Here is a 22706-nt window from a genome sequence, read left to right on the forward strand (position 1 = left end):
TCGTTAAAACCTTCGCAACCTCAGGCCCCAACGAGCCAGATCGCCAGCGCACGATTTTTTTTGACGCGCTTCCTCAACGCTCGTTGGAACCTTCGCAAGCTCAGGCCCCAACGAGCTAGATCGTCAGCGCGTAGTACGTCAAGATGATCGACGCGCCGGCACGCTTGATGCACGTCAACGACTCGCGGATCATGCGCTCACGATCGATCCAACCGTTCGCTGCAGCCGCCTCGATCATCGCCATCTCACCCGACACCTGATACGCCGCGACCGGCACCGTCGCGGCAGCCGCGACGTCCGACAGCACGTCCAGGTACGGCAGCGCGGGCTTCACCATGAGGATGTCGGCACCCTGCTCCTCGTCGAGCATCGCCTCACGCAACGACTCGGTGCGGTTGCGCGGATCCTGCTGATACGTCGCGCGATCACCCTGCAACGAACTCTGCACGGCCTCACGGAACGGGCCGTACGCCGCCGACGCGTACTTCGCCGAGTACGCCATGACGGCGACGTCGTCGTGCCCCGACAGATCGAGCGCCGCACGGATGACACCGATCTGGCCGTCCATCATGCCGCTCGGCGCGAGCACATGCGCACCGGCCTGCGCCTGCGCCACCGCCATCTGCGCGTACACGTCGAGCGTCGCGTCGTTGTCGACCCGACCCGCGTCGTCGAGAACCCCGCAGTGACCATGGTCGGTGAACTCGTCGAGGCACAGATCACCCATGACGAGCAGGTCGTCACCCACGGCGTCACGCACGGCACGCAGCCCGACGTTGAGGATGCCGTCAGGATCGAGCGCACCCGAACCCACGGCGTCCTTCGACTCCGGCACGCCGAACAGCATGACGCCTGCGATGCCGGCGTCACGCGCGCGCTTCGCCTCCGCGACGAGCGAGTCGAGCGTGTGCTGCACGACGCCCGGCATCGACGCGATCGGCGTGTTCTCCGAAGCGTTCTCGCGCACGAACACCGGCAGGATGAGGTCGGACGGCGAGACGACCGTCTCGGCGACCATGTCGCGCATCACCGGCGACGTGCGCAGCCGCCGCGGACGGTGCGTCAGATCGTAGCTACCCATCAGGCCTTCACCTTTCGTCGGGCCGCCCCGCGTCGATCGCTCGGGCGGCGTACCTTCTCCCCAGACTCCGCGGCCTCGTGGGCCAGCGACCGGCCGTAGCCGGCGAGAGCGTCGACGAGGGACGCCGCCGACGCCTCGGGCGCGACGACGTCGACGCGCAGCCCGTGCTCCTCGGCGGTCTTCGCCGTCGCCGGGCCGATGCACGCGACGACGGTCGACGTGTGCGGCTTGCCAGCGATGCCGACGAGGTTGCGTACCGTCGAACTCGACGTGAAGCACACGGCGTCGAACTTGCCCGACTTGATCGCCTCACGCACCTCCGGCGCGGGCGGGGCCGCGCGCACCGTGCGGTACGCGGTGACGTCGTCGACCTCCCAGCCCATCTCCTCGAGGCCCGCGACGAGTGTGTCCGTCGCGATGTCGGCGCGCGGCAGGAAGACGCGGTTGATCGGGTCGAGATCCTCGTCGTAGTCGGCCCACACCTCGAGCAGACCCTGTGCCGACTGCTCACCCGACGGCGTCAGGTCGGCCTCGAGGCCCCACTCGCGCAGCGCGTTCGCCGTCACCCCGCCGACGGCCGCGATCTTGACGCCCGCGAACGCGCGCACGTCGAGCCCGAACTCCGCGAACTTCTCGCGCACGGCGCGCACGGCGTTGACGGACGTGAATCCGACCCACTCGTAGCGCCCCGTGACGAGGCCCTTGACGGCCTTCTCCATCTGCTGCGGCGTGCGCGGCGGTTCGACGCTGATCGTCGGCACGACGGTGCTCGTTGCGCCGTGCGTCGCGAGACGCTCGATCATCGAACCCGACTGCTCCTTCGTGCGCGGTACGAGCACGTTCCAACCGAACAGCGGCTTGTTCTCCCACCACGACAGCAGGTCGCGGTGCGCGACCGTCGAGCCGACGATCGCCATGACGGGCCCGTCGAACGAGGATCGCTTGAGCACGGCGGGCACCTCGTCCAGCGTCGTCGTCACCGTCGACTGCGTGATCGTCGTGCCGTTCTCCGTCAGCGCGACGGGCGTGTTGCCCCGTCGGCCGGCCTCACGCAGTTCGCACAGCGACGTCTTGAGCGCGTCGGCCTGGCCGAGCACGACGACGGTGATGCACGCGTCGATCGAACGCGCCCAGTCGATCTTCGGGTCGCCTGCGGTGACGACGTGGACGGTGCGCGCCTTCGCGTCCGTCAGCGGCACGCCCGCGTACGCGGGCACCGCGGAGACGGCCGAGACGCCCGGGACGATCTCGAAGTCGATGCCCGCCTTGGAGCACGCGAGCGCTTCTTCGGCGAGGCCGTGGAACGTCGACGGGTCGCCGTCCATGAGGCGCACGACGAGCGGCTGCTCGCCACCTCGAGCCGAGCTGTCGGCGTCATCATGCTGCGCTGCAACGGATTTCGCAGTCTTGACGACGAGCTTCGCGCGGCTCGCGGTGGTGAGCTGCGCGCCCGCGTCGCCGTAGCCGGCGTCGACGAGTTCGACCTCGTCGCGCACGAACGGCGCGACGAAGCGCTCACCGCAGATCTGGTCGAAGATCACCGCGTCCGCGTTCTCGATGAGGCGCGCGGCGCGCATCGTCAACAGGCCCGGGTCGCCCGGGCCCGCGCCGACGAAGGCCACCCTCGCGTGGTGCTGGTCGGTGCTCATGCGCCTGCCTCCTTCGTGCTCGTCGTGGGATTCGGTGCCTCGCGCGGCGGGATGACGGCGCCCGCGCCGTCGTCGAGCAGCGTGCGGGCGAGCGCCTCCCCGACGGCGGCCGGGTTGTCGTAGGAGCCGACGTCGCTGCGGCGCAGCTCGAACGAACCGTCGGGCGCACCGACGAAGGCGCGCAGTGAGATCTCGAGCGAGCCGTCGGGCTCTTCGACGATCTCCGCGAGCGCGCCGACGGGTGCCGCGCAGCCGGCTTCGAGGGCGCCGAGCACGGCGCGCTCGGCGGTGACGGCGGCGCGCGTGTCGGCGTCGTCGAGCTCCGCGAGCGCGGCGATGACGCGTGCGTCACCCTCGCGGCATTCGAGCCCGAGCGCGCCCTGGCCGGGGGCGGGCAGCATCTGCAGCGGGTCGATCGTCTCGCTGATGGCGCCGGTGCGTTCGACGCGCGTCAGCCCGGCGCGCGCCAGGATGACGCCGTCGAGTTCTCCGCTCGTCACGTAGCCCATGCGCGTGTCGATGTTGCCGCGGATGTCGCGGATCTCGAAGCCGAGCCCGAGCGCCTGCAGCTGCGCGGCACGTCGCGGCGAACCAGTGCCGACGACGGCGCCTGCGGGCAGTTCGCCGAGCGTCAGACCGTCACGGGCGACGAGGGCGTCGCGCGGGTCCTCGCGCACGGGGATGCCGGCGATCACGAGGCCCGGTTCGGGCGCGACGGGCAGGTCCTTGAGCGAGTGCACCGCCATGTCGACCTCATCCTCGAGCAGTGCGCGGCGGATGGCGGCGGCGAACACGCCCGTGCCGCCCATCTGCGCCAGCGAGGCGCGGTTGACGTCGCCCTCGGTCGTGATCTCGACGATCTCGACGGCGTGGCCGTGCGCGCGCAACTGTTCGGCCACCCACGTCGACTGTGTCATCGCGAGGTGGCTGCGTCGGGTGCCCAGGCGGATCGGCGCGGCGTCGGCTGCTTGGCTGTTCATGGCATCTCCGGGGGAACCGTGACGACGCGCGTCTGCGCGGGATCGAGGTCGAAGAGGGCGGAGAGCACTGCGGCGTAATCACTCTCACCGACAGCACCACCCTGGCTGGCAAGTTCTTTCACCCGCACCGTGGGCGTGTGCAGGAGTTTCTCGACGACGCGGTGCACCGTCAGCTGCACCTGCGCGCGAGTCGTCTCGTCGAGGTCGACGCGGCTGTCGAGGCGGCTCAACTCGGCGGCGACGATGTCGGCGGCGTTGGCGCGCAGCGCCGCGACGGTCGGGGCGACGCGCTCGGCGCGGCGCGCGACGACGTAGGCGGCGACCTCGCTCGTCACGAGGTCCTGGACGGCCTTGATCTCCGCCTCCGCGCCGGGCTCGCCCTCGACCTGCGGGCCGAGGTCGCCGAGGCCGAGCACGGCGACGCCGCGCACGCAGGAGACCTCGTCGGCGACGTCGCGCGGCAGCGCGAGGTCGACGTAGACCTGGGGGCGCCCTTCAGGATTCGCGCGAGCCGCGAGCGTCGCGTCGATGACGTGGCCGACAGCGCCGGTGCACGACACGACGAGGTCGGCGGCGGCGAGGGCGTCGGGCAGTTCGTCGATGGGGCGCGCGGCGCAGCCGGCGGCGTCGGCGAGGCGGCGGGCGGCGTCGAACGTGCGGTTGACGACCGTCACCTCGCCGAGGCCGTGCCGGATAAGCGTGTGGGTGGCGAGGGAGCTCATGGCGCCCGCCCCGACGACGACGGCGCGCACACCCGACAGGTCGCCGAGCATGTTGCCCGACAGGTCGAGGGCGCGCTCGACGAGGGAGCGGCTGACGGTGTCGATGCCCGTCTCGGAGTGCACGCGCTTGCCGACGCGCAGCGCCTGCTGCACGAGGCGCGACATGACGGGGCCGATGCGCCCGGAGCGCTGCCCCTCGCGCAGGCTCTCGCGCAGCTGGGCGAGGATCTGGCTCTCCCCCACCGCGAGTGAGTCGAGGCCGGCGGCGACGTTGAACAGGTGCGCGACGGCGCGTTCGTCGAAGTGGACATAGAGGTGTTCACGCAGCTCGCCGAGGCCGACACCCGTCGCGGCAGCGAGCGCCTCACCGATCTCGGTGACGGCGCCGTGGAACGTCGTCGCATCGGCGTACACCTCGACGCGGTTGCACGTCGACAGCACGATCGGCTCGTCGACGTTCTCCCCCGCGAGCAGCCGCTCGAGCAGCGCCTGCTGACCTGCGGGGTCGAGAGAGGCGCGCTCCAGCACGGCGAGTGGCGCCGAGCGGTGGGACAGGCCGAGGACGATGACGCTCATGCCAGGAGCTCCTTCGTGGTGCGAGAGCGGGCGAGGCGTGAGTGCTGCTCACGGAACGCGAGGATCTGGAGTTCGCCCGCCATGTCGACGCCGCGCACCTGCACGTCGGCGGGCACGGTCAGGACGGTGGGGGCGAAGTTGAGGATGCTGCGCACACCGGCGACGACGAGGCGGTCGGCGACCTGCTGCGCCGCGGTGGCGGGCGTCGCGATGATGCCGATGACGCCCTCCCCCGGCTCGGGTCGCAGCGCCTCGAACGGGACGATGACGCGGCCGCCGACGTCCGTGCCGACGACGCGCGGGTCGTCGTCGATGAGCCACTTGATGTCGAAGCCCTTGACGCCGATGCCGCCGTACGTCGCGAGCGCACGCCCGAGGTTGCCCATGCCGACGATGGCGACGGACCACTCGCGCTCGAGGCCAAGAGCGCCGGCGACGTGGTCGGCGAGGGTGACGATGTCGTAGCCGACACCGCGCACGCCGTACGAGCCGAGGGCCGACAGATCCTTGCGCAGCTTGGCGGAGGAGACCCCGGCCTGCTCGGCGAGCGCCTCGGAGGAGATTCGCTCCTGCCCCACCGCGGCGCGCTCGTTGAGCACGCGTAGATACACCGGTAGCCGATTCACGGTGGCGTCGGGAATCTCCCGGCGCTCTACGTGCTCGGTGCTCACGGCAGCTACGGCCTTTCCTCGGGGCTCACGCGCTCACTTCGCGGTGCGGGGCGCGTATACCAAACGCCCGCACAGGCGTTCGCGGGACCCCCCGAGCTTAGACCTTGTGCACCGAGGCACAAAGTGGCGTGACGTCGTTCACGTCCGCGTGATGACGCGGAATGAGGGCCATTTCGACACGACGGGACCTTGGTCCCTACCTCCGCCGACGCCCGCCCGTGACTGCTCGGCGCAGCCGATCCTCGTCGACGCGCCAGTAGTCGTGCTGCTTGCCGTCGACCAGCGTGACGGGGATCTGCTCAGCATACTTCGCGACGAGATCGGGCTGCTCGAGCATGTTGATCTCCTCCACCTCGGCGCCCGTCTCGGCGGCGACCTTCTCGACGACGGCGCGCGCGTCGTCGCACAGGTGGCAGCCGGGCTTGGTGATGAGGGTGATTCTTCTCACAGCATCATCGGGGGTGCGCCCGAGAGCGCGTCGCAGCGGGGAGACGTTCATCGCATCAGCCTAGGAGCATGCCCCGAGCATGCAACAGGCCCCTGCCGCGGGGCGGCAGGGACCTGGAGCGTCAAAAGTGATCAGGTCACTTCTTGTTGCGACGCTGGTGACGCGTCTTGCGAAGCAGCTTGCGGTGCTTCTTCTTGGCCATGCGCTTGCGGCGCTTCTTGATGACGGAGCCCATGAGTGAACCGTTCCTTACCTGTTGTCCTTGGCGATGCCCGTGCCGACATTCGCCGGTGCGTTCCTGCCCCACCGCGAGGTGGGTCGGCCACGGGAATATCTGAGCCATCCTATCGTCTGCTGTTTTGCTGCGCGACTCGTGGGGGTGACGCGCCGTTCACCGGCGAGTGCTTCGACGTCCCGTCGTGGCGCTCGCGCCCATCGCCCACGGGTCGTCACTGCCGGGCAAGGTGGACGTCAGTCGAACCAGACGTCGAGGCCATGATGCGGGAAGACGGCTTCGCGTGTCGCCATGACGGCCTGGTCGACCTGCGACTCGGGATGCATGCCGGAGGCCCACGACTGGAACCACACGTCGTCGTTCTCGGCGACACCGTCACCCATCTTCGTCGGCGCCGTGCGCCCCGTGATGGCCTCGACGTGGCGGCGCCACTCGTCCGGCGTCGGCGTCTCGAGCGGGATCGGGTGATCGGCGGCGATGGCCGTCAGGTGCGTCCACGAGCGCGGAACGACGTCGACGAGCTCGTACCCGCCGCCGCCGAGCGCGACCCAGCGCCCGTCGCACACGTCGTGCGCGAGCTCGTGCAGCGACTGATGCGCCATCTTCTGCGCGTCGACCGTCAACACCATGTGCGCGAGCGGGTCGGAGTAGTGCGAGTCGCAACCGTGCTGGGTGACGAGCACCTGCGGCGCGAAGGCCGTCACGACAGGGTGGACGACGGAGTGCAGCGCGCGCAGCCACTCGGCGTCGCCCGTGCCGGGCGGCAGCGACACGTTGACGGCCATGCCCTCGGCCTCGGGCCCGCCGCAGTCGCGGGCGAAGCCGGTGCCGGGGAACAGCACGGTGCCCGACTCGTGGATCGAGATCGTCAGCACGCGCGGGTCGTTCCAGAACGTCTTCTCGACACCGTCGCCGTGGTGGACGTCGATGTCGACGTACGCGACGCGCTCGACGCCCTGATCGAGCAACCACTGGATGCCGATCGCCGCGTCGTTGTAGATGCAGAAACCGCTCGCCGCGACGGGCATCGCGTGGTGCAGGCCGCCGGTGAAGTTGACTGCGTGCTCGTACTCACCGGTGTGCACGGCCTGGACGGCGCGCAGCGTACCGGCCGCGATGAGCGCGGAGACGTCGTGCATGCCGACGAACGCCGGGTCGTCCTCCGTGCCCAGACCGAACGACGTATCGGCGTCCGCCGGGTTCGCCGATGCGGCCATGACAGCGTCGACGTACGCGCGCGAGTGGACGCTGAGGAGGAACTCGTCGCTTCCGTCTGGCAGGCGTGGCGCCTCGACGTCGACATGCCCCAGAACGCCGAGACCCTCCGCGAGGCGCGCAGTCAGCGCGAGCCGCAGAGGGTTCATCGGGTGACCCTCACCGAAGTCGTACCGCGTCAGCGCGGCGTCCCAGATGACGAGGGTCGGGTGGGGCATGACGTCAGTGACGCGCGTCGAGGACGTCGCTCGGGATGGAGGTCTCGTCGGCACCGACCGGGTAGACGAACGCAGCCTCTTCCTCGGACTCGGTGTCGGACGAGTTCGGGTTCATCGGACGACGGTGCTCGGTCGGCAGGAAACCGCGGCTCGACGCGAACGCCACACCACGCGCGTTGTCGGTGCCGACCCAGTAGATGACGGCGCCCAGGCTCTCCTTGCGCGCCTGCTCGAGAACAGCTTCGAGCAGCGCGACGGCGACGCCCGTGCCACGCGCGTCGGGTGTGACCCACAGGCCGAACAGCTCGCCGTACGGCGACTCCTCGTCGTCACGCACATCGCTGCGCAGCGAGACGACGCCGACCTTGTCGCCGTTCTCGTCGGTCGCGAGGATGCGGCGCGCACGCGCCATGCGTCGACGCCACGCGCTCTCGTCGAGCTGCTTCTCGGCGGACGACGACGCCGCGAAGGCCTCGGGCGACTCCTCGAGAGCGCTCAGGCGAACGTCGCGGTAGATCTGCCAGTCGTCTTCGCCAAGGGTTCGTACAGTCAACGCAGTCATACACATATCGAACCACGTTTGGCTGAGCCGATGGGCGCTGGGGGTGCCGTGCGCCGAATGCCGGGAGCAGCGGCCGCGATGAGGCGCGCAATCTGCTTGCCCGTCAACGTTCTCGGATGGGTGAACATCGGGTGAACGAGCGATCGAGGGGCGGACGGAAGCGAGTCGAGGAAGCGCCGAAGCGTCGCACGAAGGACACGCCCCACTGATTCAGCCGTGTTGATTCTTCCCTGCTGGTTCTTCCCGCCGATCGAGCCCTACGAGCTCAACCCATCGACGCAGACTTGTCGTGGCAGGCCTTCATCGCCGCCACCATCGCCGCGCGCACGGCCCGCTGGTCGAGTTCGGCGAGCGCCGTGATCGTGGTCCCGCCGGGGCTCGAGACCTTCTCGCGCAGCTGGACGGGCGACTCCCCCGACTCCGCGAGCATCGTGCCCGCGCCGACGATCGTCTGAACGGCGAGCCGGTGCGCGACATCGCGCTGCAGGCCGAGCAGGACGCCCGCCTCGATCATCGCGTCGGCGAGGTAGAACAGGTACGCCGGGCCGCTGCCGGAGACCGCCGTCACGGCGTCGTGGTCCTTCTCGGCGACCGTGATGACATCGCCCGACGCGGCGAGGAGCGTCTTCGCGCGCGCCAGTTGGTCGTCGTCGCAGTGTGCGCCGGGCGTCACCGCGTGCATGCCCGCCCCGACCATCGCGGGAGTGTTCGGCATGACGCGGACGACCGCAGCGCCGTCGGGCAGGTGCTCCTCGAGCGAGATGGTCGATCGCCCCACGGCGAGGCTGACGACGACGGCGCCGTCCGCGAGATGCGGGCCGATCTCCTCGAGCACGTCGTCGAGCTGGTACGGCTTCACGCCGAGCACGACCGTCTCGGCGCTCGCGACGGCGTCGGGGTTCGACGTCATCGTCGCGACGCCGTACTTCTCGCGCAACTGCGTGCCACGCTCGACGCGACGCGACGTGGCGACGACGTCATCCGCGTCGAAACCGCCTGCGAGAGCGCCGGCCATGACGGCCTCGTTCATGTTGCCGGTGCCGATGAACGCGATGCGGCGGGCGGACTTCGTCATGTCATCTCCTGCGTCGAACGGGGTTGGGCAGCGTCAGTGCCAAAGACGGCCGCCCCGCGAGCGCGCTCGCGACGTATGTCGACCACATCGGGCCGTACGGGACGACGACGCGGCGCGCGAAGGCGTCATCGTGGTGGGTCGGGGCCGTGATGCCGAGCGGGGTGACGACCTCGGCGCCCTGCGCGTCGTGGCGGCGCACGAGGGAAGCGGCGATGTCGAGCAGCAGCGCGTCGTCGGTGTCGAAAGCCGTGACGGCCTGCGCGTCGAGCAGCGCCTTCGTGATGTCGACGAACGCGTTGCCGCTCTCGCGCGCCGATGTCATGCCGAGCGCGGCGTCGAGGCGTTCCGTCGTCAGACGCACGCGACGCCCGTTCGTGGCGAGGTCGCTCAGGTCGTCGGACGCGCCGCGCAGGCGGGTGGGCAGCACGATGCCGGTCTCCGGAAAATCCTGGCGCAGTTCGTCGCCGAGCACGTAGACGGCCTGGATGTAGAGGGGGTCGGTGACGGTGAGCGTCAGCGTCACCCCCGCGTTGCGCGCGGCCTGCCCGACCTCGCGCAGACTGTTGATGAGGACGCCGCCCGAGACGTCATCGGCGAAGACGCCGAACGTGCCGACGTCGATCGTCAGATCCGGTGACGGCGCGCCGCTCGCGGCGAGCGCGCTCACTGCGCCGATCGTGTCGGCCTGGACGGTGAGCAAGTCGTCCGTGCTCGCCGGCGGCACGAGCAGCGGGCGCCACGAGATACGGGGATGTTCGTCGGGGCTTTCAGCGGTAGTGCCGGCTGCTGCGCTCGTGAGTTCGTCGGTGACGCGGATGGCGTCGTCGATGCTCTCACCGGCGACGAGCGACTTCGCCGCGGCGCGCGCGATCGGCCCACGCGACGCCGCCGAGACGACCTTCGACGTGGCTGCGGGCAGACGCGGACCGAACGAGTACTTCGGCATCGGCGCCACCTCCTTCGTCGACGTTTCGACCCAGCCTACGTGGCCCACCGTGCGTCAGCACACCGTCTCGCGGCTCCGCACGGGGCGGGTTCGTCAGAACGGCGAACTGATGCGTCCGGCCCCGATCGCGAGGTGCAGCCGCGCGAACGCGAGCGCCTCGGCGAGGTCGACGAGCCGGTCTTCGTCGGACAGGCGTCGCGTGCCGACCTCGACGACGACGTCGCCGCCGAACTGGTCACGCGCGAGCATCTCGAGCATCTGCGCGCACGGCTGCGTGCCGCGCCCCGGAACGAGGTGCTCGTCCTTGTAGGAGCCGAGCCCGTCGGCGAGGTGGATGTGGCTGAGGCGATCGCCGAGTTCTTCGGCAACGGCGATGGCGTCGCTGCCGGACGTCGCCGTGTGCGACAGGTCGAGCGTCGTGTGCGCGTAGTGGTTGCGCCGCAGATCCCAATGGGGCAGGTACGCCTGCACCTCGCGTCCGCGAGCGCGCCACGGGAACATGTTCTCGACGGCAAGCTTGATCTCCGGGTGGCGGGCCTCGCGTTGCGCGACGCCGTCGACGAACCCCGTCGCGTACTCCTTCTGCCACCGGAACGGCGGGTGCAGGACGACCGTGCCGGCTCCCACGTCGCGCGCGAGTTCGACGGAACGGTCGATCTTGCCCCACGGCTCGTTGCCCATGACGCGTTGCGTGAGCAACAGCGTCGGGGCGTGGATCGCCAGGATCGGCACGCCGTGACGTTCGGACAGCTCGCGCAGGGCCCGCGCGTCCTGGCTCGCCGGTTCGGTCCAGACCATGACCTCGACGCCGTCGTAGCCGAGTTCGGCTGCGATGCGGAAGGCCGCCGCCGTGCTCAACGGGTAGCACGACGCGGTGGACAGACCGACGCGGATGCTCACGCCAGCGCGTCCAATCGGCGCAGGATGAGCCCCTCGCGCAACGCCCAGGGGCACACGTCGAGGGAGTCGACGTCGAACAGATCCATCGTCGCCTCGATGACGACGGCACCGGCGAGCACCTGCGCGCTGCGTTCGACGCTGACGCCGGGCAGCTGCGCGCGTTCGGTCGCCGTCATCGCCGCGAGGCGCGGGACGAGGTCGCTGAGGCCTGCGCGGGCGAGCGAGCGCGGCGCGAACGGGCCGTCACTCGACGGCGCGGCCCCCGTCAGGCGCGCGAGGGAACGGATCGTCTTGCTCGTGCCGACGGTGCGATCAGGTGTGCCCCAGCGCGTCAGATCCCGTGCGACGCCGGCGATCTCGGCGCGCACGCGCGTGCGCAGGGCACGCAGATCTTCCGCGGACGGCGGATCGCCCGCCAGCTCACGCGTGAGGCGCCCGGCCCCCAGCGGCAGGCTGACGGCGGTGTCGGGCGTCTCGTCGATACCCGTCGCGAGTTCGAGCGAGCCGCCGCCGATGTCGATGCCGAACAGGCGCCCGCTCGACCAGCCGAACCAGCGGCGCGCGGCGAGGAACGTCACGCGCGCCTCCTCCTCGCCCGTCAGCACGCGCAGCTCCTGGCCGGTGTGCTCACGCACATGATCGAGGACGGCCTGACCGTTGGGCGCCTCGCGCACCGCGGACGTCACGAACGACATGAGTTCGCTGATGCCGGTGTCTTCGGCGATCGTCACGCATTCGCCGACGAACTGCGTCAGATCGGCGATACCGGATGCGTCGATGAAGCCGTCGGCGGTGACGTGTTCGGACAGGCGCAGCACGCGCTTGTGCGACATCGCGGGCAACGGCTGGGCGCCGGGGTGCGCATCGACGACGAGCAGGTGCACGGTGTTGGAACCGACGTCGATGACTCCGAGGCGCATGGTCGCAGGGTATCCGGCTCAGCGGAACGTGGGGTACCAGGCGTCGTAGTCGGTCTCCAGCTGGGTGAGGCCCTTGTGGAAGTGCCGCTGCGCGAGGGTCTCGATGTCGGTCGTCGTCGTGACGGCGTCGGTGTAGAACGCCATGACGGCGCCGTTGCCGTACGTGTCGCGCAGGAAACGCGCGAACGTGAACGCCACGTAGTACGCGTCGGCGGCGTTCGCGCCGCGCAGTTCCTCGTCGCTCGGCAGATGCGGACGGATGTCGGTGCGCTTGTGCGGCGCCTGCGGGACGAGCTTCTGGCCGACGTACTCGGCCCACCCCTCGAGCAGCCACAGCGGCCGCGTCTCGCGCAGCTTCTCGAGCGTGAGGGCGTGGAACGCCTCGTGTGCGAGCGTCTCGCGGGCCGTCACGTCGTTCGCGTGACGCACCGTCCACGGCGCGACGACGACGAACGGCAACGTGCCGCCGCGCGTCACCGTGCTCGCGAGCTGGCTGCCCGGCTCGGTGCCCGTGTACTTCTTGAAGTCGGCGTCGTCGCGCGGCACGACGACGAGCAACGGGTTCGCAGAGGCGTGACGGTCGAGGCCGCGCACGGCGGAGACGGCGCGCTCACTCGCCGTCACGATGCCGGAGGGGATGACGGCGTGCGCACCGGCGACGATCATCGCGCCACCCTTCGACTGCGTGCGCGGCGTAGCCCCGGCCTTCTCGGCGATGCCGCTCTGCGCCATCCGGGCCGCGGGCGTGGTGGCGGGGCTCGTCGTCGAACTCGAGGTGGCGCTAGAGGTGTTGCGCGTCGTGAGGGCGCTGCACCCGGTCAGCAGGGAGAGTGCGAGGGTGCCGGCAGCGAGGCTCGTGCGCGAGGTCATGCGTGGCCTCCCCTGTCGGCGTCGCGGGTGTCTGCGGCGGAACCTCGACGATACCCGCGCCGGACGGCGAGCACCTATCATCGCGGGCGTGGCTGAATGCGATCTCGAGATACCGCGCACCTGGGTCGAGTTCGACGACCCGGCGAGCGAGGCGGACGCCGTCGAGCGCTTCCGCTGCGACCTCACGTGGTTGACGTCGAACTGGACGTGCACGTTCGGCGACGGATGCTGCGGCATCGATGCGTCGAAGCCCGACCTGGGATGCTGCGTGCTCGGCGCGCACTTCACCGGCGACGAGGACGAGGCGCACACCGCGTCGGTCATGAAGACGTTGACGCGCGACGAATGGCAGTTCTACGACGAGGGCCACTCGGCTGACGGCTGGGTCGAGGTCGACGAGGACGGCGACCGCAAGACGCGCGTCGTCGAGGGTGCCTGCATCTTCTTGAACCGGCCGGGATTCGGTGACGTCACCTCGTCGGTGGAGGGTTCGGACGACGTGAGGACGGCCGGCCCCGGCCTGGGTTGCGCGCTGCATCAGAAGGCGTGGGCGACGGGCGTCGAGCCGTGGTCGCTCAAGCCCGAGGTGTGCTGGCAGTTGCCGATCCGACGTTCGTATCGTCGCGTGACGCTGCCCGACGGTGAGGAGTATCTCGAGACGACGATCGCCGAGTACGACCGTCGCGGATGGGGTTCGGGCGGGCACGACCTCGACTGGTACTGCTCGGGCAACTCCGAGGCGCACGTGGGAGCCGAGCCGGTCTACGTCTCGCAGCGACCCGAATTGGTCGAGCTCATGGGCCAGGACGCCTACGACGTGCTCGTCACGTACTGCGAGGCGCACCTCGCAGCGGCTGCCGCGCTGGCCGTCACCCCTGCCGGACGCGACCTGCTGCCGTTGTACGTGCATCCCGCGACGCTGGAGGCCCAGGGCCGCTGACGCACTGTCGTGCATGAGGATGTGGTGCTCGGTGGGGCGGCAGGCATGGCCGGCTCACACCCCTTGGCGTTCAGTACCGTGACCGTGGAAACATTGGGATGTGGCGACGGGCGAAGCGAGCCCTCGACGCCGCCGTCAAGCCCCAGAGGAGCACTGTGCCGTGAACGCGACCGCCCCCTCTGCCGCCGAGTACGGCTACCGCGTGGTCTGGTCATCGGTTGATGGCGAGTTCGTCGCCACCTGCGCCGAGTTCCCCTCGCTCTCATGGCCGGCCGACTCCCAGACGCCGCGCTCACCGGCATCGCCACCTTGGTGGACGACGTCCTGACCGACATGCGCGCGTCGGGTGAAGAACCGCCGCTGCCTTTTTCGCGGCGGACGTACTCGGGAAAGTTCAACGTCTGACTGCCGCAGGAGCTTCACCGTCGACTGGCGCGGGAGCCGGCCCAACAGAATGTCAGCCTCAACCAGTACGTCGTGAGCAAACTGGCGTCGTGACGAGCTGCGGCATGGTGCACTGCCGGGGTGACTCTTGAACCGGCCGTGGAGATGCTCTGGGAAGATGCCGACCCGCCTGTCGTTCTCGCGGAACGGTTCGGCTTCGACTCCGCAGGTGCCGCGGCAAACTGGGTCGCGGGCGCGCTTTCTTCTCGGTACTCGCTGGCACCTGACGCCTGCGACCGCATCATCCTCAGTGACGGCAACGCTCTCGCGTGGGTCACGTGCGATGGCGAACCGTTCATCGCAAAGTGGTCCGTGGTGCCGGATCGCTTCGCGCGGCTGGCCGCCACGGCGCGGCTGACGACATGGCTCGGCGATCGCGGGCACCCTGTCTCCGCACCTGTCGCCGCACTGGACGGCCGCACTCAGCTCGAGCTCGACGGCATCTCACTCAGCGTGCAGCGGGTCGCGCCCGGCCAGCACCTCGACGTCGGGGATCTGCAGCTCGTCCGTGAGGCAGGCGCCACACTGGCTCGACTCCACGCCGACCTTGCCGCTTACCACGACGCCGCTGATTTCCCGCGGCCACGAACGCCCGCCCTCTCGTCGAAGGAATCCATCGAGGCCTGGGCTGCAGGTGATCTGCAGCATCTGCCGGCTGACGCGGTGAGACTTCTCGTGCGCATGCTGGCGAACGTGTCGGATGCCCAGCCGCCCGCACATCTCGTCCACGGCGACTACCGGTCGGCAAACATCCTGACGCGGGACGGTGAGATCACGGCCGTGCTCGACTTCGAAGAGTTGCGCTTCGACTCCCCCGTCGGTGAACTCGCGCGATCCGCCGTCATGCTCGGCACGCTCTTTCACGGCTGGGAACCGGTCTCTCCCGCTGTGCATCGAGCCTTCAAGGATGGCTATGAGGACGTCAGAGCACTGTCGGAGGACGAGTCGAGATGGTGGCCCCTTCTGACGCTGTGGTGGTCGCTGCTCATGGTTCCGGCCGGCGACGATCCGACAGGGTGGGGTGCGGCTACCGACGAGATGGCGCGCCGCCTGACCCGCGACACCGAGTGCTGACCTGGCCGGGTGCCGTCATCCCTCGATTTTCGCCGATCTTGCGTCATGAGCGCGCGCCGTTTTCACGCGTTGATGACACAACATCGCGACGGCCGTGGCTGAGGGGGCGAAGGACGCTCCCGAGGGCGGCTGAGCGCACGATTACCCGCTATCCCGGGGTTGTCGGCGCTCACGTCTAGGGTTTCGACCATGGCGAGCAAGGCTTCGAAGCGAACGACGTACCGCTGCACCGAGTGTGGGTGGCAGACGGTCAAGTGGGTCGGGCGATGTGGTGAGTGTCAGGCGTGGGGCACCGTCGAGGAGGTCGGCGGGCCCGTCGCCGTGCGCACGCAGGCGGCGTCGAAGGTCGCCAACCCGGCGAAGCCGATCCGCGAGGTCGACGCGACGAAAGCCTCCATCACGACGACGGGGGTCGGCGAGTTCGACCGCGTCCTCGGTGGTGGCCTCGTACCGGGCGCCGTCATGCTCGTCGCGGGAGAGCCGGGCATCGGCAAGTCGACGCTGCTGCTCGACGTCGCCGCGCGCGCGGCACGCGCTGACACGAAGGTGCTCTACGTCAGCGGCGAGGAATCCGCGGCGCAGGTGCGTCTGCGCGCCGACCGCACGGACGCCGTCGCCGACACGCTCTACCTCGCGAGCGAGACCGACCTCGCCACCGTGCTCGCGCACATCGATGCGGTCCAACCGACGTTCCTCGTCATCGACTCCGTGCAGACGATCGCGAGCGCCGAGGTCGACGGTTCGGCCGGCAACGTCTCGCAGGTGCGCGAGGTCGCGGCCGCCATCATCCAGGTGGCGAAAGCCCGCAACATCTCGACGGTGCTCGTCGGGCACGTGACGAAGGACGGTTCGATCGCCGGCCCCCGTCTGTTGGAGCACCTCGTCGACGTCGTCATCACCTTCGAGGGCGAACGTCACTCGCGTCTGCGGCTCGTACGCGCGGTCAAGAACCGCTACGGGCCGACCGACGAGGTCGGTTGCTTCGACCTGTCCGACGGCGGCATCCAGGGTCTGTCGGACCCGAGCTCACTGTTCCTCACCTCGCGCGACAAGCCCGTCGCGGGTACGTGCGTCACGGTGACGCTCGAGGGTCGCCGACCACTCGTGACGGAGGTACAGGCGCTCGTCGCGCCGTCGGCAGGTGGTTCGCCGCGCCGCACGACGTCAGGGGTCGACTCCTCGAGGACCGCGATGATCCTCGCCGTCCTCGAACGCCGCGCGGGTGCCCCCGTCAGCCGTGCCGACTGCTACGTCTCGACGGTCGGGGGCGCGAAGCTGAGCGAACCGGCGTCCGACCTCGCCGTCGCGTTGTCCCTGCTCAGTTCGGCACAGGAGAAACCGCTGCCGGCGGGGCTCATCGCCGTCGGCGAGGTGGGACTTTCGGGAGACATCCGCGCCGTCAGCGGTGTGGCGCGACGTCTCGCCGAGGCCGCGCGCATCGGGTTCGACAAGGCGATCATTCCTGCCGGGTCGCTCGGCACCGAGAAAGCCCCCGCGGGCATGCGAATCGCCGAGTGCGCCGACCTCGGCTCGGCGATGCGTGCCGTCGGAACGGCATCAGGTGATTGAGCGGCCCGGTCAGCGATGCCCCGAGGGCCCGGATTCCCACCTGCCAGTTGAGTCGTTTACGTCCCGACGATTCAGTCACGACTGACTCATCCTCACCCACGTGACGCAGCCGCCCCGCCACCGCGCCCGAGACACCCCAGGCGACCATCAGCACCCCCACCGACCACGACGTGATCCATCCACCCACCCCGGCCACGGTTTCCCTAACCTGGAAGACAACCCCTCACCACGTGTGGCCACCATCACAGGCCGCGATCGGTACTGCGAAGTAACCCAAACCCGGCACTAAGGTGCCAGAGGCATCGAGCGCGCCGCATGGCTGCGCCGAGTACGACGACGACCTGAGGATGAACCAGACGTGTTTTCCGGACGTAACGCCCGCGCTGCCGCTCTGCCCGCGCAGCTGTCCCGTAGCTGGCTGCTCGCCAGCGCCATGAAGCCCGAACTCTTCGACGCGGCCCTCGCCTCCGAGGCCGATTCCGTCATCTTCGACATCGAGGATGCCGCGCCTGCGGCCGACAAGTCCACGGCGCGCGACAACGTCGTCAAGGCCCTCGAGGACGGCGCGACCGGTTGGGTGCGCATCAACGACATCAACACCGAGTTCTGGGAGGACGACCTCAACGCCCTCCACGGCATCCCCGGCCTGCGCGGCGTCATGCTCGCGAAGACGGAGAAGCCCGAGCACGTCACGCTGACGGCGATGCGCCTCAACCCGGGAACCCCGGTCCTCGCGCTCGTCGAGTCGGCCATCGGCATCGAGAACGCAACGTCGATCGCGTCCGCCCCGGGCACCTTCCGCCTCGCGTTCGGTGTCGGCGACTTCCGCCGCGACACCGGCGCGGGCGCCGACCCGATGGCGCTCGCGTACGCACGCTCCAAGCTCGTCGTCGCCTCCCGCGTCGGCCAGCTGCCCGGCCCGATCGACGGCCCGACCCTCACCGACTCCGAGGACGAGCTGCTCGAGGCGTGCAAGGTCACCCAGAACATGGGCATGACGGGCAAGCTGACGCTGCGCATCGACCAGACCGACCCGATCAACCGTGGCCTGTCCCCCAGCCACTCCGAGATCGAGTGGGCCGCCGAACTGCTCGACTCGCACGAGCACGGCGGCGGTACGCGCGACGGCAGCTACGCGCCGCGCCTGGCACGAGCGCAGAAGATCCGCAATCTCGGTGAGTCCTACGGGCTCTGGACGGTCTGATCAGCAGACATCGCGACACCTGAGCGGGTGGGTGCGGGCCGCCACGTCACGATGTGGTGTCGGCGCGTGCTCGCCCGCACCCGCAGTCAGTAGAGTTCACGGTGGGTGAGGAACGAGACGAGCAGGTGGGTCATGGCAAAAGAGGCAAGTGTGACTGAGCGATCCAACGAGGCCCTGCTCTGGGAGACCCTCGCCGCCATCGCTCCCGGCACCGAACTGCGTGACGCGCTCGAACGCATCCTGCGCGGGCGCACCGGAGCGCTCATCGTCGTCGGGCACGACGACGTCGTCGACAAGATCTCGACGGGCGGCTTCCCGATCAACATCGACTTCTCCGCGACGCGCCTGCGCGAACTCGCGAAGATGGACGGCGGCATCGTCGTCAGCTCCGACCTGGAGAAGATCATCGGTGCGGCGATCCAGTTCGCCCCCGATTCGAGCATCGAGACGCGCGAGTCCGGCACCCGTCACCGCACGGCCGAACGTGTCGCGAAGCAGACCGGTTTCCCCGTCATCTCCGTCAGCCAGTCGATGCAGATCATCGCCGTGTACGTCGGCGGCATGCGTCACGTGCTCGAGGGCTCGCCCGCGATCCTGTCGCGCGCCGGGCAGGCGCTGCAGACGCTCGAGCGGTACAAGAAGCGCCTCGACGAGGTCACTGGCTCCCTCTCCGCTCTCGAGATCGAAGACTTGGTGACGGTGCGTGACGTCGCCCAGGTGCTGCAGCGCCTCGAGATGGTGCGGCGCATCAGCGAGGAGATCTCCTCCTACGTCGTCGAACTCGGCACCGACGGACGCCTCATCGACCTGCAGCTGCAGGAACTCATCGGCGCCCTCGGCAACGACCGTGAACTCGTCATCCGTGACTACCTGGAATCCGCACGCGACGGCTACCCGCTCGAACAGGCCGACGCGAACCTCGCCTCGCTGAGCAACGACGACCTCATCGACGTCAGCGCCAACGCGCGCGCGGTCGGCTTCCCCGTCGCGGGTGACGCGCTCGACGCCCTCGTCACTCCGCGCGGCTACCGCCTGCTGTCGAAGGTGCCGCGCCTGCCCGCCGCCATCATCGATCGCCTCGTCGACCACTTCGGCAGCCTGCAATCCCTGCTCGCCGCCGACTTCGACGACCTGCTCACCGTCGACGGCGTCGGCGAATCGCGTGCCCGTGCGGTCCGCGAGGGTCTCTCGCGCCTGGCGGAGAGCAGCATCCTCGAACGCTACGTGTGAGCACGCCGCTGCCCGAGGAGCGTCGCGACGACCTCGTCGCACGTCTCAACGCCTGGTTCCTCGATGCCGCGCGCCCGCTGCCATGGCGCTCCCCCGACACGACGCCGTGGGGCATCTTCCTGTCCGAGGTCATGAGCCAGCAGACGCCCGTCGCGCGCGTGGCTCCGATCTGGCAGGAATGGCTCGAGCGCTGGCCCACCCCGTCGGACCTGGCGGCCGCCGCGCCAGGTGAGGCCGTCCGTCACTGGGGCCGCCTCGGCTACCCGCGTCGTGCCCTGCGGCTGCACGACGCCGCCGTCACGATGGTCGAACGGCACGGCGGCGAGGTGCCGTCGACGCACGACGAGCTGCTCGCGCTGCCCGGCGTCGGCGAGTACACGGCAGCGGCTGTCGCGTCGTTCGCGTTCGGTGAGCGCGTCACCGTCATCGACACGAACATCCGACGCGTCGAGGCGCGTACGGTGACCGGCGTCGAGTTTCCCCGACCCAACCTGAGCGCCGCAGAACGCCGACTCGCCGCGCTGCTGCTGCCGCAGGACGATCACGTGCTGTGGAACGCCGCGTCGATGGAGTTCGGAGCGGTCGTGTGCACCGCGAAGGCCCCCGCCTGCGGTACCTGCCCGATCATCGACGCCTGCGCCTGGCAGCTCGCGGGCGCGCCCGTCTACGACGGCCCCGCCCGGCGCGGGCAGGCCTGGGCCGGCACCGATCGGATGGTGCGCGGCAAGCTGCTCGCGGTGCTGCGCGAGGCGCACGGCCCCGTCGAACGCGCCCGCCTCGACGAGGCCTGGGACGACGACGCCCAGCGTGAGCGCTGCCTCTCATCGCTCATCACGGACGGTCTCGTCGACCCCATCGACGACGAGCTGTTCGCGCTGCCCGGCCACCGCTGAGCCACCCCCTCAGACGACGATGTCGGTCGGTCAGTGAAGCGTCAGCTCGCGTGATCGGCGTGCGGCCCGGCCTCCGTCGGCTTCACGTACGCAGCCTCGGAGTTGGCCGGCGCGTGGAGGTGGAGCGATTCCATCACCTCGGCGAGAACCGCTTCCTGCCCACCCTTCGCCTCGACGACGATGCCCGGCTCGTCAGCCTGCAGCGGCTCGAGCGTGTCGAGCTGGCTCTGCAGCAGGGACGCCGGCATGTAGTGGCCCTTGCGCTCGGCGAGACGCTGTTCGAGCTGCTCGCGCGAGACGTCGACGTGGCAGAACGACACCGTCGGGCGCCCCTCGCGGAGCAGCTCACGGTAGCTGCGCTTGAGCGCACTGCACGTGATGACGGCGCTCTTGCCGAGGCTCTCGTGCTCGTCGATCCACTCGCCGATCTTCGTCAGCCACGGCCAGCGGTCCTCGTCCGTCAGCGGGATGCCGGCGCGCATCTTCTCGACGTTGGCCTGCGGGTGCAGGTCGTCGCCCTCGACGTACGTCCACCCCATGGCGTCGGCGAGACCCGTCGCGACGGTCGTCTTTCCCGAGCCCGAGACGCCCATGACGATGACGAACTGGGACTGCGGTTGTGTGCTCATGCTTTTCACCCTAACGTTCGATTCTTCACCCGAGAACTGGCTCTGGCCACCGGCCCGTTCGCGGACATCGGTCCCCCTGGACGACGAACCCCCTTGCGCGCAGATGCACCCGGGTGCATCTGCGCGTAAGGGGGTTCGGTGAGTGCGAGCGCCCTGCGTCTCAGACGATGAGGTGCAGGATCCAGACGCAGGCGAAACCGACGACGGAGATCACCGTCTCCATGAGCGACCACGACTTGAGCGTCTGCACGACGCTGAGACCGAAGTACTCCTTGACGAGCCAGAACCCGGCGTCGTTGACGTGGCTGAAGAACAGCGAACCCGCGCCGATGGCAAGCACGACGAGGGCCAGCTGGTTGGAGTCGAGGTGCGCCACCATCGGCGCGACGATGCCGGCCGCGGTGATCGTCGCGACCGTCGCCGAACCCGTCGCGAGACGGATGCCGACGGCGACGAGCCACGCGAGCAGCAGCGGCGAGAAGTTGCTGCCGTCGGCCCAGTCCTTGATGACGTTGCCGACGCCCGCGTCGACGAGGAGCGTCTTGAAGCCACCACCGGCGGCGACGATGAGGATGATGCCGGCGACGGCGGGCAGGCCCGCGCTCATGATGCCGTTCGTCTTCGCGATCGACAGGCCGGCGCCCTCGCCGAGCAGGATCATCGCGACCATGGTCGAGATGAACAGCGCGACCGGCGGGTTGCCGAGGAACTCGATGACGGACAGCGCCGTGCCCTTCTTCATGCCGGCGATCTCGGCGATGGCCGAGATGAGCATGAGGACGACGGGCAGCAGGATGCACGTGATCGCTGCACCGAACGACGGGCGACGCGTGGGCGTCGTGTCGTTCTTCGCGTCGACGGCGGTGGCGCCGTCGTGCTCGCCACCGCCATGCGCGCCCGAACCCGCGTCGCGGACCGAGCCGTCGGCAGCGAGCGCCGCAGGAGCATCGACGGGCACGAGACGCGCGACGAGGCGCCCGAGCAGCGGGCCGGCGACGATGAGCGTCGGGATGGCGGCGATGATGCCGAACAGCAGGGTGCGGCCGGTGTTGGCGTGGACGGCCTCGATCGCGGCGGCGGGGCCGGGGTGCGGCGGCACGAAACCGTGGAGCACCGACAGGCCGGCGAGGGCCGGGATGCCGATGAGCAGCACCGGCTGCTTCGTGCGGCGCGCGACCGACAGGACGATCGGGATGAGCAGGACGACGCCGATCTCGAAGAACATCGGCAGGCCGATGATCGCGGCGACGAGCGCCATCATCCACGGCAGTGCGGCGGCCTTGACGCCGCCGACGAGCTTGTCGACGATCGCGTTGCCGCCGCCGGAGTCGGCGAGCAGCTGACCGATCATCGCACCGAGGGCGACGAGCAGACCGACGGAGCCGGCGGTCTTGCCGAAACCGGTCGTGAAGCTGTCGACGGCGGGCTTGCCTGGCACCTGGGCGACGGCGGCGAGCGCCGCGCTGCCGAGGATGAGGCCGAGGAACGGGTGGAGCTTGAACGCGCTGATCGCGAGGACGACGACGGCGATGCCGGCGAGCGCCGCGAGGGTGAGTTGCCCGGACGACGCGTGGGAGATCGGCCCGGTCGCGTCCGCTGCAAGAAGGTGAACCATGTGCGATGGCCCTTCCCTGATGGGTGGTCAATGAGGCGCG

24 protein-coding genes are annotated in these 22706 nt (G+C 69.7%); 8 read left to right on the forward strand and 16 right to left on the reverse strand.

Features of this window, described 5'->3' with window-relative positions; translation table 11 throughout:
• Window positions 1-115: 115 nt before the first annotated feature.
• The 14 genes from hemB to AX669_RS00775 form a co-directional block, all read right to left on the reverse strand.
• Window positions 116-1081, reverse strand: coding sequence for a porphobilinogen synthase (gene hemB / locus AX669_RS00715; protein ID WP_006943473.1), 966 nt, complete (start codon window positions 1079-1081; stop codon window positions 116-118).
• Window positions 1081-2730 (reverse strand): bifunctional uroporphyrinogen-III C-methyltransferase/uroporphyrinogen-III synthase, encoded by a 1650-nt coding sequence (locus tag AX669_RS00720; RefSeq protein WP_062255976.1) that lies wholly within the window; start codon window positions 2728-2730, stop codon window positions 1081-1083. The genes hemB and AX669_RS00720 overlap by 1 nt, the downstream gene beginning before the upstream one ends.
• Window positions 2727-3710 (reverse strand): hydroxymethylbilane synthase, encoded by a 984-nt coding sequence (hemC, locus tag AX669_RS00725; protein ID WP_062255978.1) that lies wholly within the window; start codon window positions 3708-3710, stop codon window positions 2727-2729. The genes AX669_RS00720 and hemC overlap by 4 nt, the downstream gene beginning before the upstream one ends.
• On the reverse strand, window positions 3707-5008 hold the full coding sequence (locus tag AX669_RS00730) for a glutamyl-tRNA reductase (protein ID WP_062255980.1): 1302 nt from the start codon (window positions 5006-5008) through the stop codon (window positions 3707-3709). The genes hemC and AX669_RS00730 overlap by 4 nt, the downstream gene beginning before the upstream one ends.
• Complete coding sequence (locus AX669_RS00735; RefSeq protein WP_006943965.1) at window positions 5005-5679, reverse strand: redox-sensing transcriptional repressor Rex; 675 nt, start codon at window positions 5677-5679, stop codon at window positions 5005-5007. The genes AX669_RS00730 and AX669_RS00735 overlap by 4 nt, the downstream gene beginning before the upstream one ends.
• 196 nt (window positions 5680-5875) lie before the next feature.
• Window positions 5876-6178: a glutaredoxin family protein gene (locus AX669_RS00740; protein ID WP_006944000.1), complete on the reverse strand. Its 303-nt coding sequence runs from the start codon at window positions 6176-6178 to the stop codon at window positions 5876-5878.
• Window positions 6179-6263: 85 nt separating this feature from the next.
• The gene (locus AX669_RS12850) at window positions 6264-6362 is read right to left on the reverse strand and encodes a 30S ribosomal protein bS22 (RefSeq protein WP_003792170.1); all 99 of its coding nucleotides are present in this window, start codon (window positions 6360-6362) and stop codon (window positions 6264-6266) included.
• A 236-nt stretch (window positions 6363-6598) separates the two neighbouring features.
• The gene (locus tag AX669_RS00745; RefSeq protein WP_062255982.1) at window positions 6599-7795 is read right to left on the reverse strand and encodes an acetoin utilization protein AcuC; all 1197 of its coding nucleotides are present in this window, start codon (window positions 7793-7795) and stop codon (window positions 6599-6601) included.
• A gap of 4 nt (window positions 7796-7799) precedes the next feature.
• Window positions 7800-8357 carry a GNAT family N-acetyltransferase gene (locus tag AX669_RS00750; protein WP_062255984.1) on the reverse strand — a complete coding sequence of 186 codons (558 nt, stop codon included), beginning with the start codon at window positions 8355-8357 and terminating at the stop codon, window positions 7800-7802.
• 265 nt (window positions 8358-8622) lie between these two features.
• Entirely contained in the window at window positions 8623-9432 is an 810-nt protein-coding gene (gene proC / locus AX669_RS00755; RefSeq protein WP_038569452.1) for a pyrroline-5-carboxylate reductase, read from the reverse strand.
• 1 nt (window position 9433) lies between these two features.
• Entirely contained in the window at window positions 9434-10378 is a 945-nt protein-coding gene (locus AX669_RS00760) for a hypothetical protein (RefSeq protein WP_156444877.1), read from the reverse strand.
• A 93-nt stretch (window positions 10379-10471) separates the two neighbouring features.
• Window positions 10472-11278: a sugar phosphate isomerase/epimerase gene (locus AX669_RS00765; RefSeq protein WP_062255988.1), complete on the reverse strand. Its 807-nt coding sequence runs from the start codon at window positions 11276-11278 to the stop codon at window positions 10472-10474.
• Window positions 11275-12198: a Ppx/GppA phosphatase family protein gene (locus AX669_RS00770; protein WP_006944028.1), complete on the reverse strand. Its 924-nt coding sequence runs from the start codon at window positions 12196-12198 to the stop codon at window positions 11275-11277. Before AX669_RS00770 ends, AX669_RS00765 begins: the two co-directional genes overlap by 4 nt.
• An 18-nt stretch (window positions 12199-12216) precedes the next feature.
• Entirely contained in the window at window positions 12217-13068 is an 852-nt protein-coding gene (locus AX669_RS00775; protein WP_062255990.1) for a hypothetical protein, read from the reverse strand.
• An 88-nt stretch (window positions 13069-13156) separates the two neighbouring features.
• Here AX669_RS00775 and AX669_RS00780 point away from each other — a divergent pair, with 88 nt between their 5' ends.
• The 8 genes from AX669_RS00780 (at window position 13157) to AX669_RS00810 (ending at window position 20422) form a co-directional block, all read left to right on the forward strand.
• Window positions 13157-14008, forward strand: coding sequence for a hypothetical protein (locus AX669_RS00780; protein ID WP_062255992.1), 852 nt, complete (start codon window positions 13157-13159; stop codon window positions 14006-14008).
• 264 nt (window positions 14009-14272) lie between these two features.
• Window positions 14273-14413 carry a hypothetical protein gene (locus tag AX669_RS14120; RefSeq protein WP_369815047.1) on the forward strand — a complete coding sequence of 47 codons (141 nt, stop codon included), beginning with the start codon at window positions 14273-14275 and terminating at the stop codon, window positions 14411-14413.
• Window positions 14414-14437: 24 nt separating this feature from the next.
• Window positions 14438-14506, forward strand: coding sequence for a hypothetical protein (locus AX669_RS14125; protein ID WP_235006304.1), 69 nt, complete (start codon window positions 14438-14440; stop codon window positions 14504-14506).
• A gap of 27 nt (window positions 14507-14533) precedes the next feature.
• The gene (locus AX669_RS00790; RefSeq protein ID WP_006943978.1) at window positions 14534-15526 is read left to right on the forward strand and encodes a phosphotransferase enzyme family protein; all 993 of its coding nucleotides are present in this window, start codon (window positions 14534-14536) and stop codon (window positions 15524-15526) included.
• A 189-nt stretch (window positions 15527-15715) separates the two neighbouring features.
• On the forward strand, window positions 15716-17095 hold the full coding sequence (radA, locus tag AX669_RS00795; protein ID WP_006943940.1) for a DNA repair protein RadA: 1380 nt from the start codon (window positions 15716-15718) through the stop codon (window positions 17093-17095).
• Window positions 17096-17453: 358 nt separating this feature from the next.
• A complete protein-coding gene (locus AX669_RS00800) occupies window positions 17454-18299 on the forward strand; it encodes a CoA ester lyase (RefSeq protein ID WP_006943934.1) in 846 nt (281 codons plus the stop codon).
• A gap of 132 nt (window positions 18300-18431) precedes the next feature.
• Window positions 18432-19529, forward strand: coding sequence for a DNA integrity scanning diadenylate cyclase DisA (disA, locus tag AX669_RS00805; protein WP_062255994.1), 1098 nt, complete (start codon window positions 18432-18434; stop codon window positions 19527-19529).
• The gene (locus AX669_RS00810) at window positions 19526-20422 is read left to right on the forward strand and encodes an A/G-specific adenine glycosylase (protein WP_006943954.1); all 897 of its coding nucleotides are present in this window, start codon (window positions 19526-19528) and stop codon (window positions 20420-20422) included. Before disA ends, AX669_RS00810 begins: the two co-directional genes overlap by 4 nt.
• 41 nt (window positions 20423-20463) lie before the next feature.
• On the opposite strand, the gene AX669_RS00815 is transcribed toward AX669_RS00810, so the two are convergent.
• Together AX669_RS00815 and AX669_RS00820 are read right to left on the reverse strand one after the other, a co-directional pair.
• Window positions 20464-21051 carry a gluconokinase gene (locus AX669_RS00815; protein WP_006943996.1) on the reverse strand — a complete coding sequence of 196 codons (588 nt, stop codon included), beginning with the start codon at window positions 21049-21051 and terminating at the stop codon, window positions 20464-20466.
• A 160-nt stretch (window positions 21052-21211) separates the two neighbouring features.
• Window positions 21212-22666, reverse strand: a complete 1455-nt coding sequence (locus AX669_RS00820; RefSeq protein ID WP_006943952.1) for a GntP family permease — start codon at window positions 22664-22666, stop codon at window positions 21212-21214.
• Between the last annotated feature and the right edge of the window lie 40 nt (window positions 22667-22706).

The sequence above is a fragment of the Dermacoccus sp. CCH2-D9 genome, assembly GCF_001556795.1.
Taxonomy (GTDB): Bacteria; Actinomycetota; Actinomycetes; order Actinomycetales; family Dermatophilaceae; genus Dermacoccus; species Dermacoccus nishinomiyaensis.

What these genes read in the sequence shown, in the direction of transcription:
- AX669_RS00775 (WP_062255990.1), bottom strand. Translation starts at nt 13,068, where the DNA reads ATGACCTCGCGCACGAGCCTCGCTGCCGGCACCCTCGCACTCTCCCTG.
- AX669_RS00745 (WP_062255982.1), bottom strand. Translation starts at nt 7,795, where the DNA reads ATGCCCCACCCGACCCTCGTCATCTGGGACGCCGCGCTGACGCGGTAC.
- hemC (WP_062255978.1), bottom strand. Translation starts at nt 3,710, where the DNA reads ATGAACAGCCAAGCAGCCGACGCCGCGCCGATCCGCCTGGGCACCCGA.
- AX669_RS14120 (WP_369815047.1), top strand. Translation starts at nt 14,273, where the DNA reads ATGGCCGGCCGACTCCCAGACGCCGCGCTCACCGGCATCGCCACCTTG.
- AX669_RS00750 (WP_062255984.1), bottom strand. Translation starts at nt 8,357, where the DNA reads ATGACTGCGTTGACTGTACGAACCCTTGGCGAAGACGACTGGCAGATC.
- disA (WP_062255994.1), top strand. Translation starts at nt 18,432, where the DNA reads ATGGCAAAAGAGGCAAGTGTGACTGAGCGATCCAACGAGGCCCTGCTC.
- radA (WP_006943940.1), top strand. Translation starts at nt 15,716, where the DNA reads ATGGCGAGCAAGGCTTCGAAGCGAACGACGTACCGCTGCACCGAGTGT.
- AX669_RS00740 (WP_006944000.1), bottom strand. Translation starts at nt 6,178, where the DNA reads ATGAACGTCTCCCCGCTGCGACGCGCTCTCGGGCGCACCCCCGATGAT.
- AX669_RS00770 (WP_006944028.1), bottom strand. Translation starts at nt 12,198, where the DNA reads ATGCGCCTCGGAGTCATCGACGTCGGTTCCAACACCGTGCACCTGCTC.
- proC (WP_038569452.1), bottom strand. Translation starts at nt 9,432, where the DNA reads ATGACGAAGTCCGCCCGCCGCATCGCGTTCATCGGCACCGGCAACATG.
- AX669_RS00720 (WP_062255976.1), bottom strand. Translation starts at nt 2,730, where the DNA reads ATGAGCACCGACCAGCACCACGCGAGGGTGGCCTTCGTCGGCGCGGGC.
- AX669_RS00730 (WP_062255980.1), bottom strand. Translation starts at nt 5,008, where the DNA reads ATGAGCGTCATCGTCCTCGGCCTGTCCCACCGCTCGGCGCCACTCGCC.
- AX669_RS12850 (WP_003792170.1), bottom strand. Translation starts at nt 6,362, where the DNA reads ATGGGCTCCGTCATCAAGAAGCGCCGCAAGCGCATGGCCAAGAAGAAG.
- AX669_RS00820 (WP_006943952.1), bottom strand. Translation starts at nt 22,666, where the DNA reads ATGGTTCACCTTCTTGCAGCGGACGCGACCGGGCCGATCTCCCACGCG.
- AX669_RS00760 (WP_156444877.1), bottom strand. Translation starts at nt 10,378, where the DNA reads ATGCCGAAGTACTCGTTCGGTCCGCGTCTGCCCGCAGCCACGTCGAAG.
- hemB (WP_006943473.1), bottom strand. Translation starts at nt 1,081, where the DNA reads ATGGGTAGCTACGATCTGACGCACCGTCCGCGGCGGCTGCGCACGTCG.
- AX669_RS00815 (WP_006943996.1), bottom strand. Translation starts at nt 21,051, where the DNA reads ATGAGCACACAACCGCAGTCCCAGTTCGTCATCGTCATGGGCGTCTCG.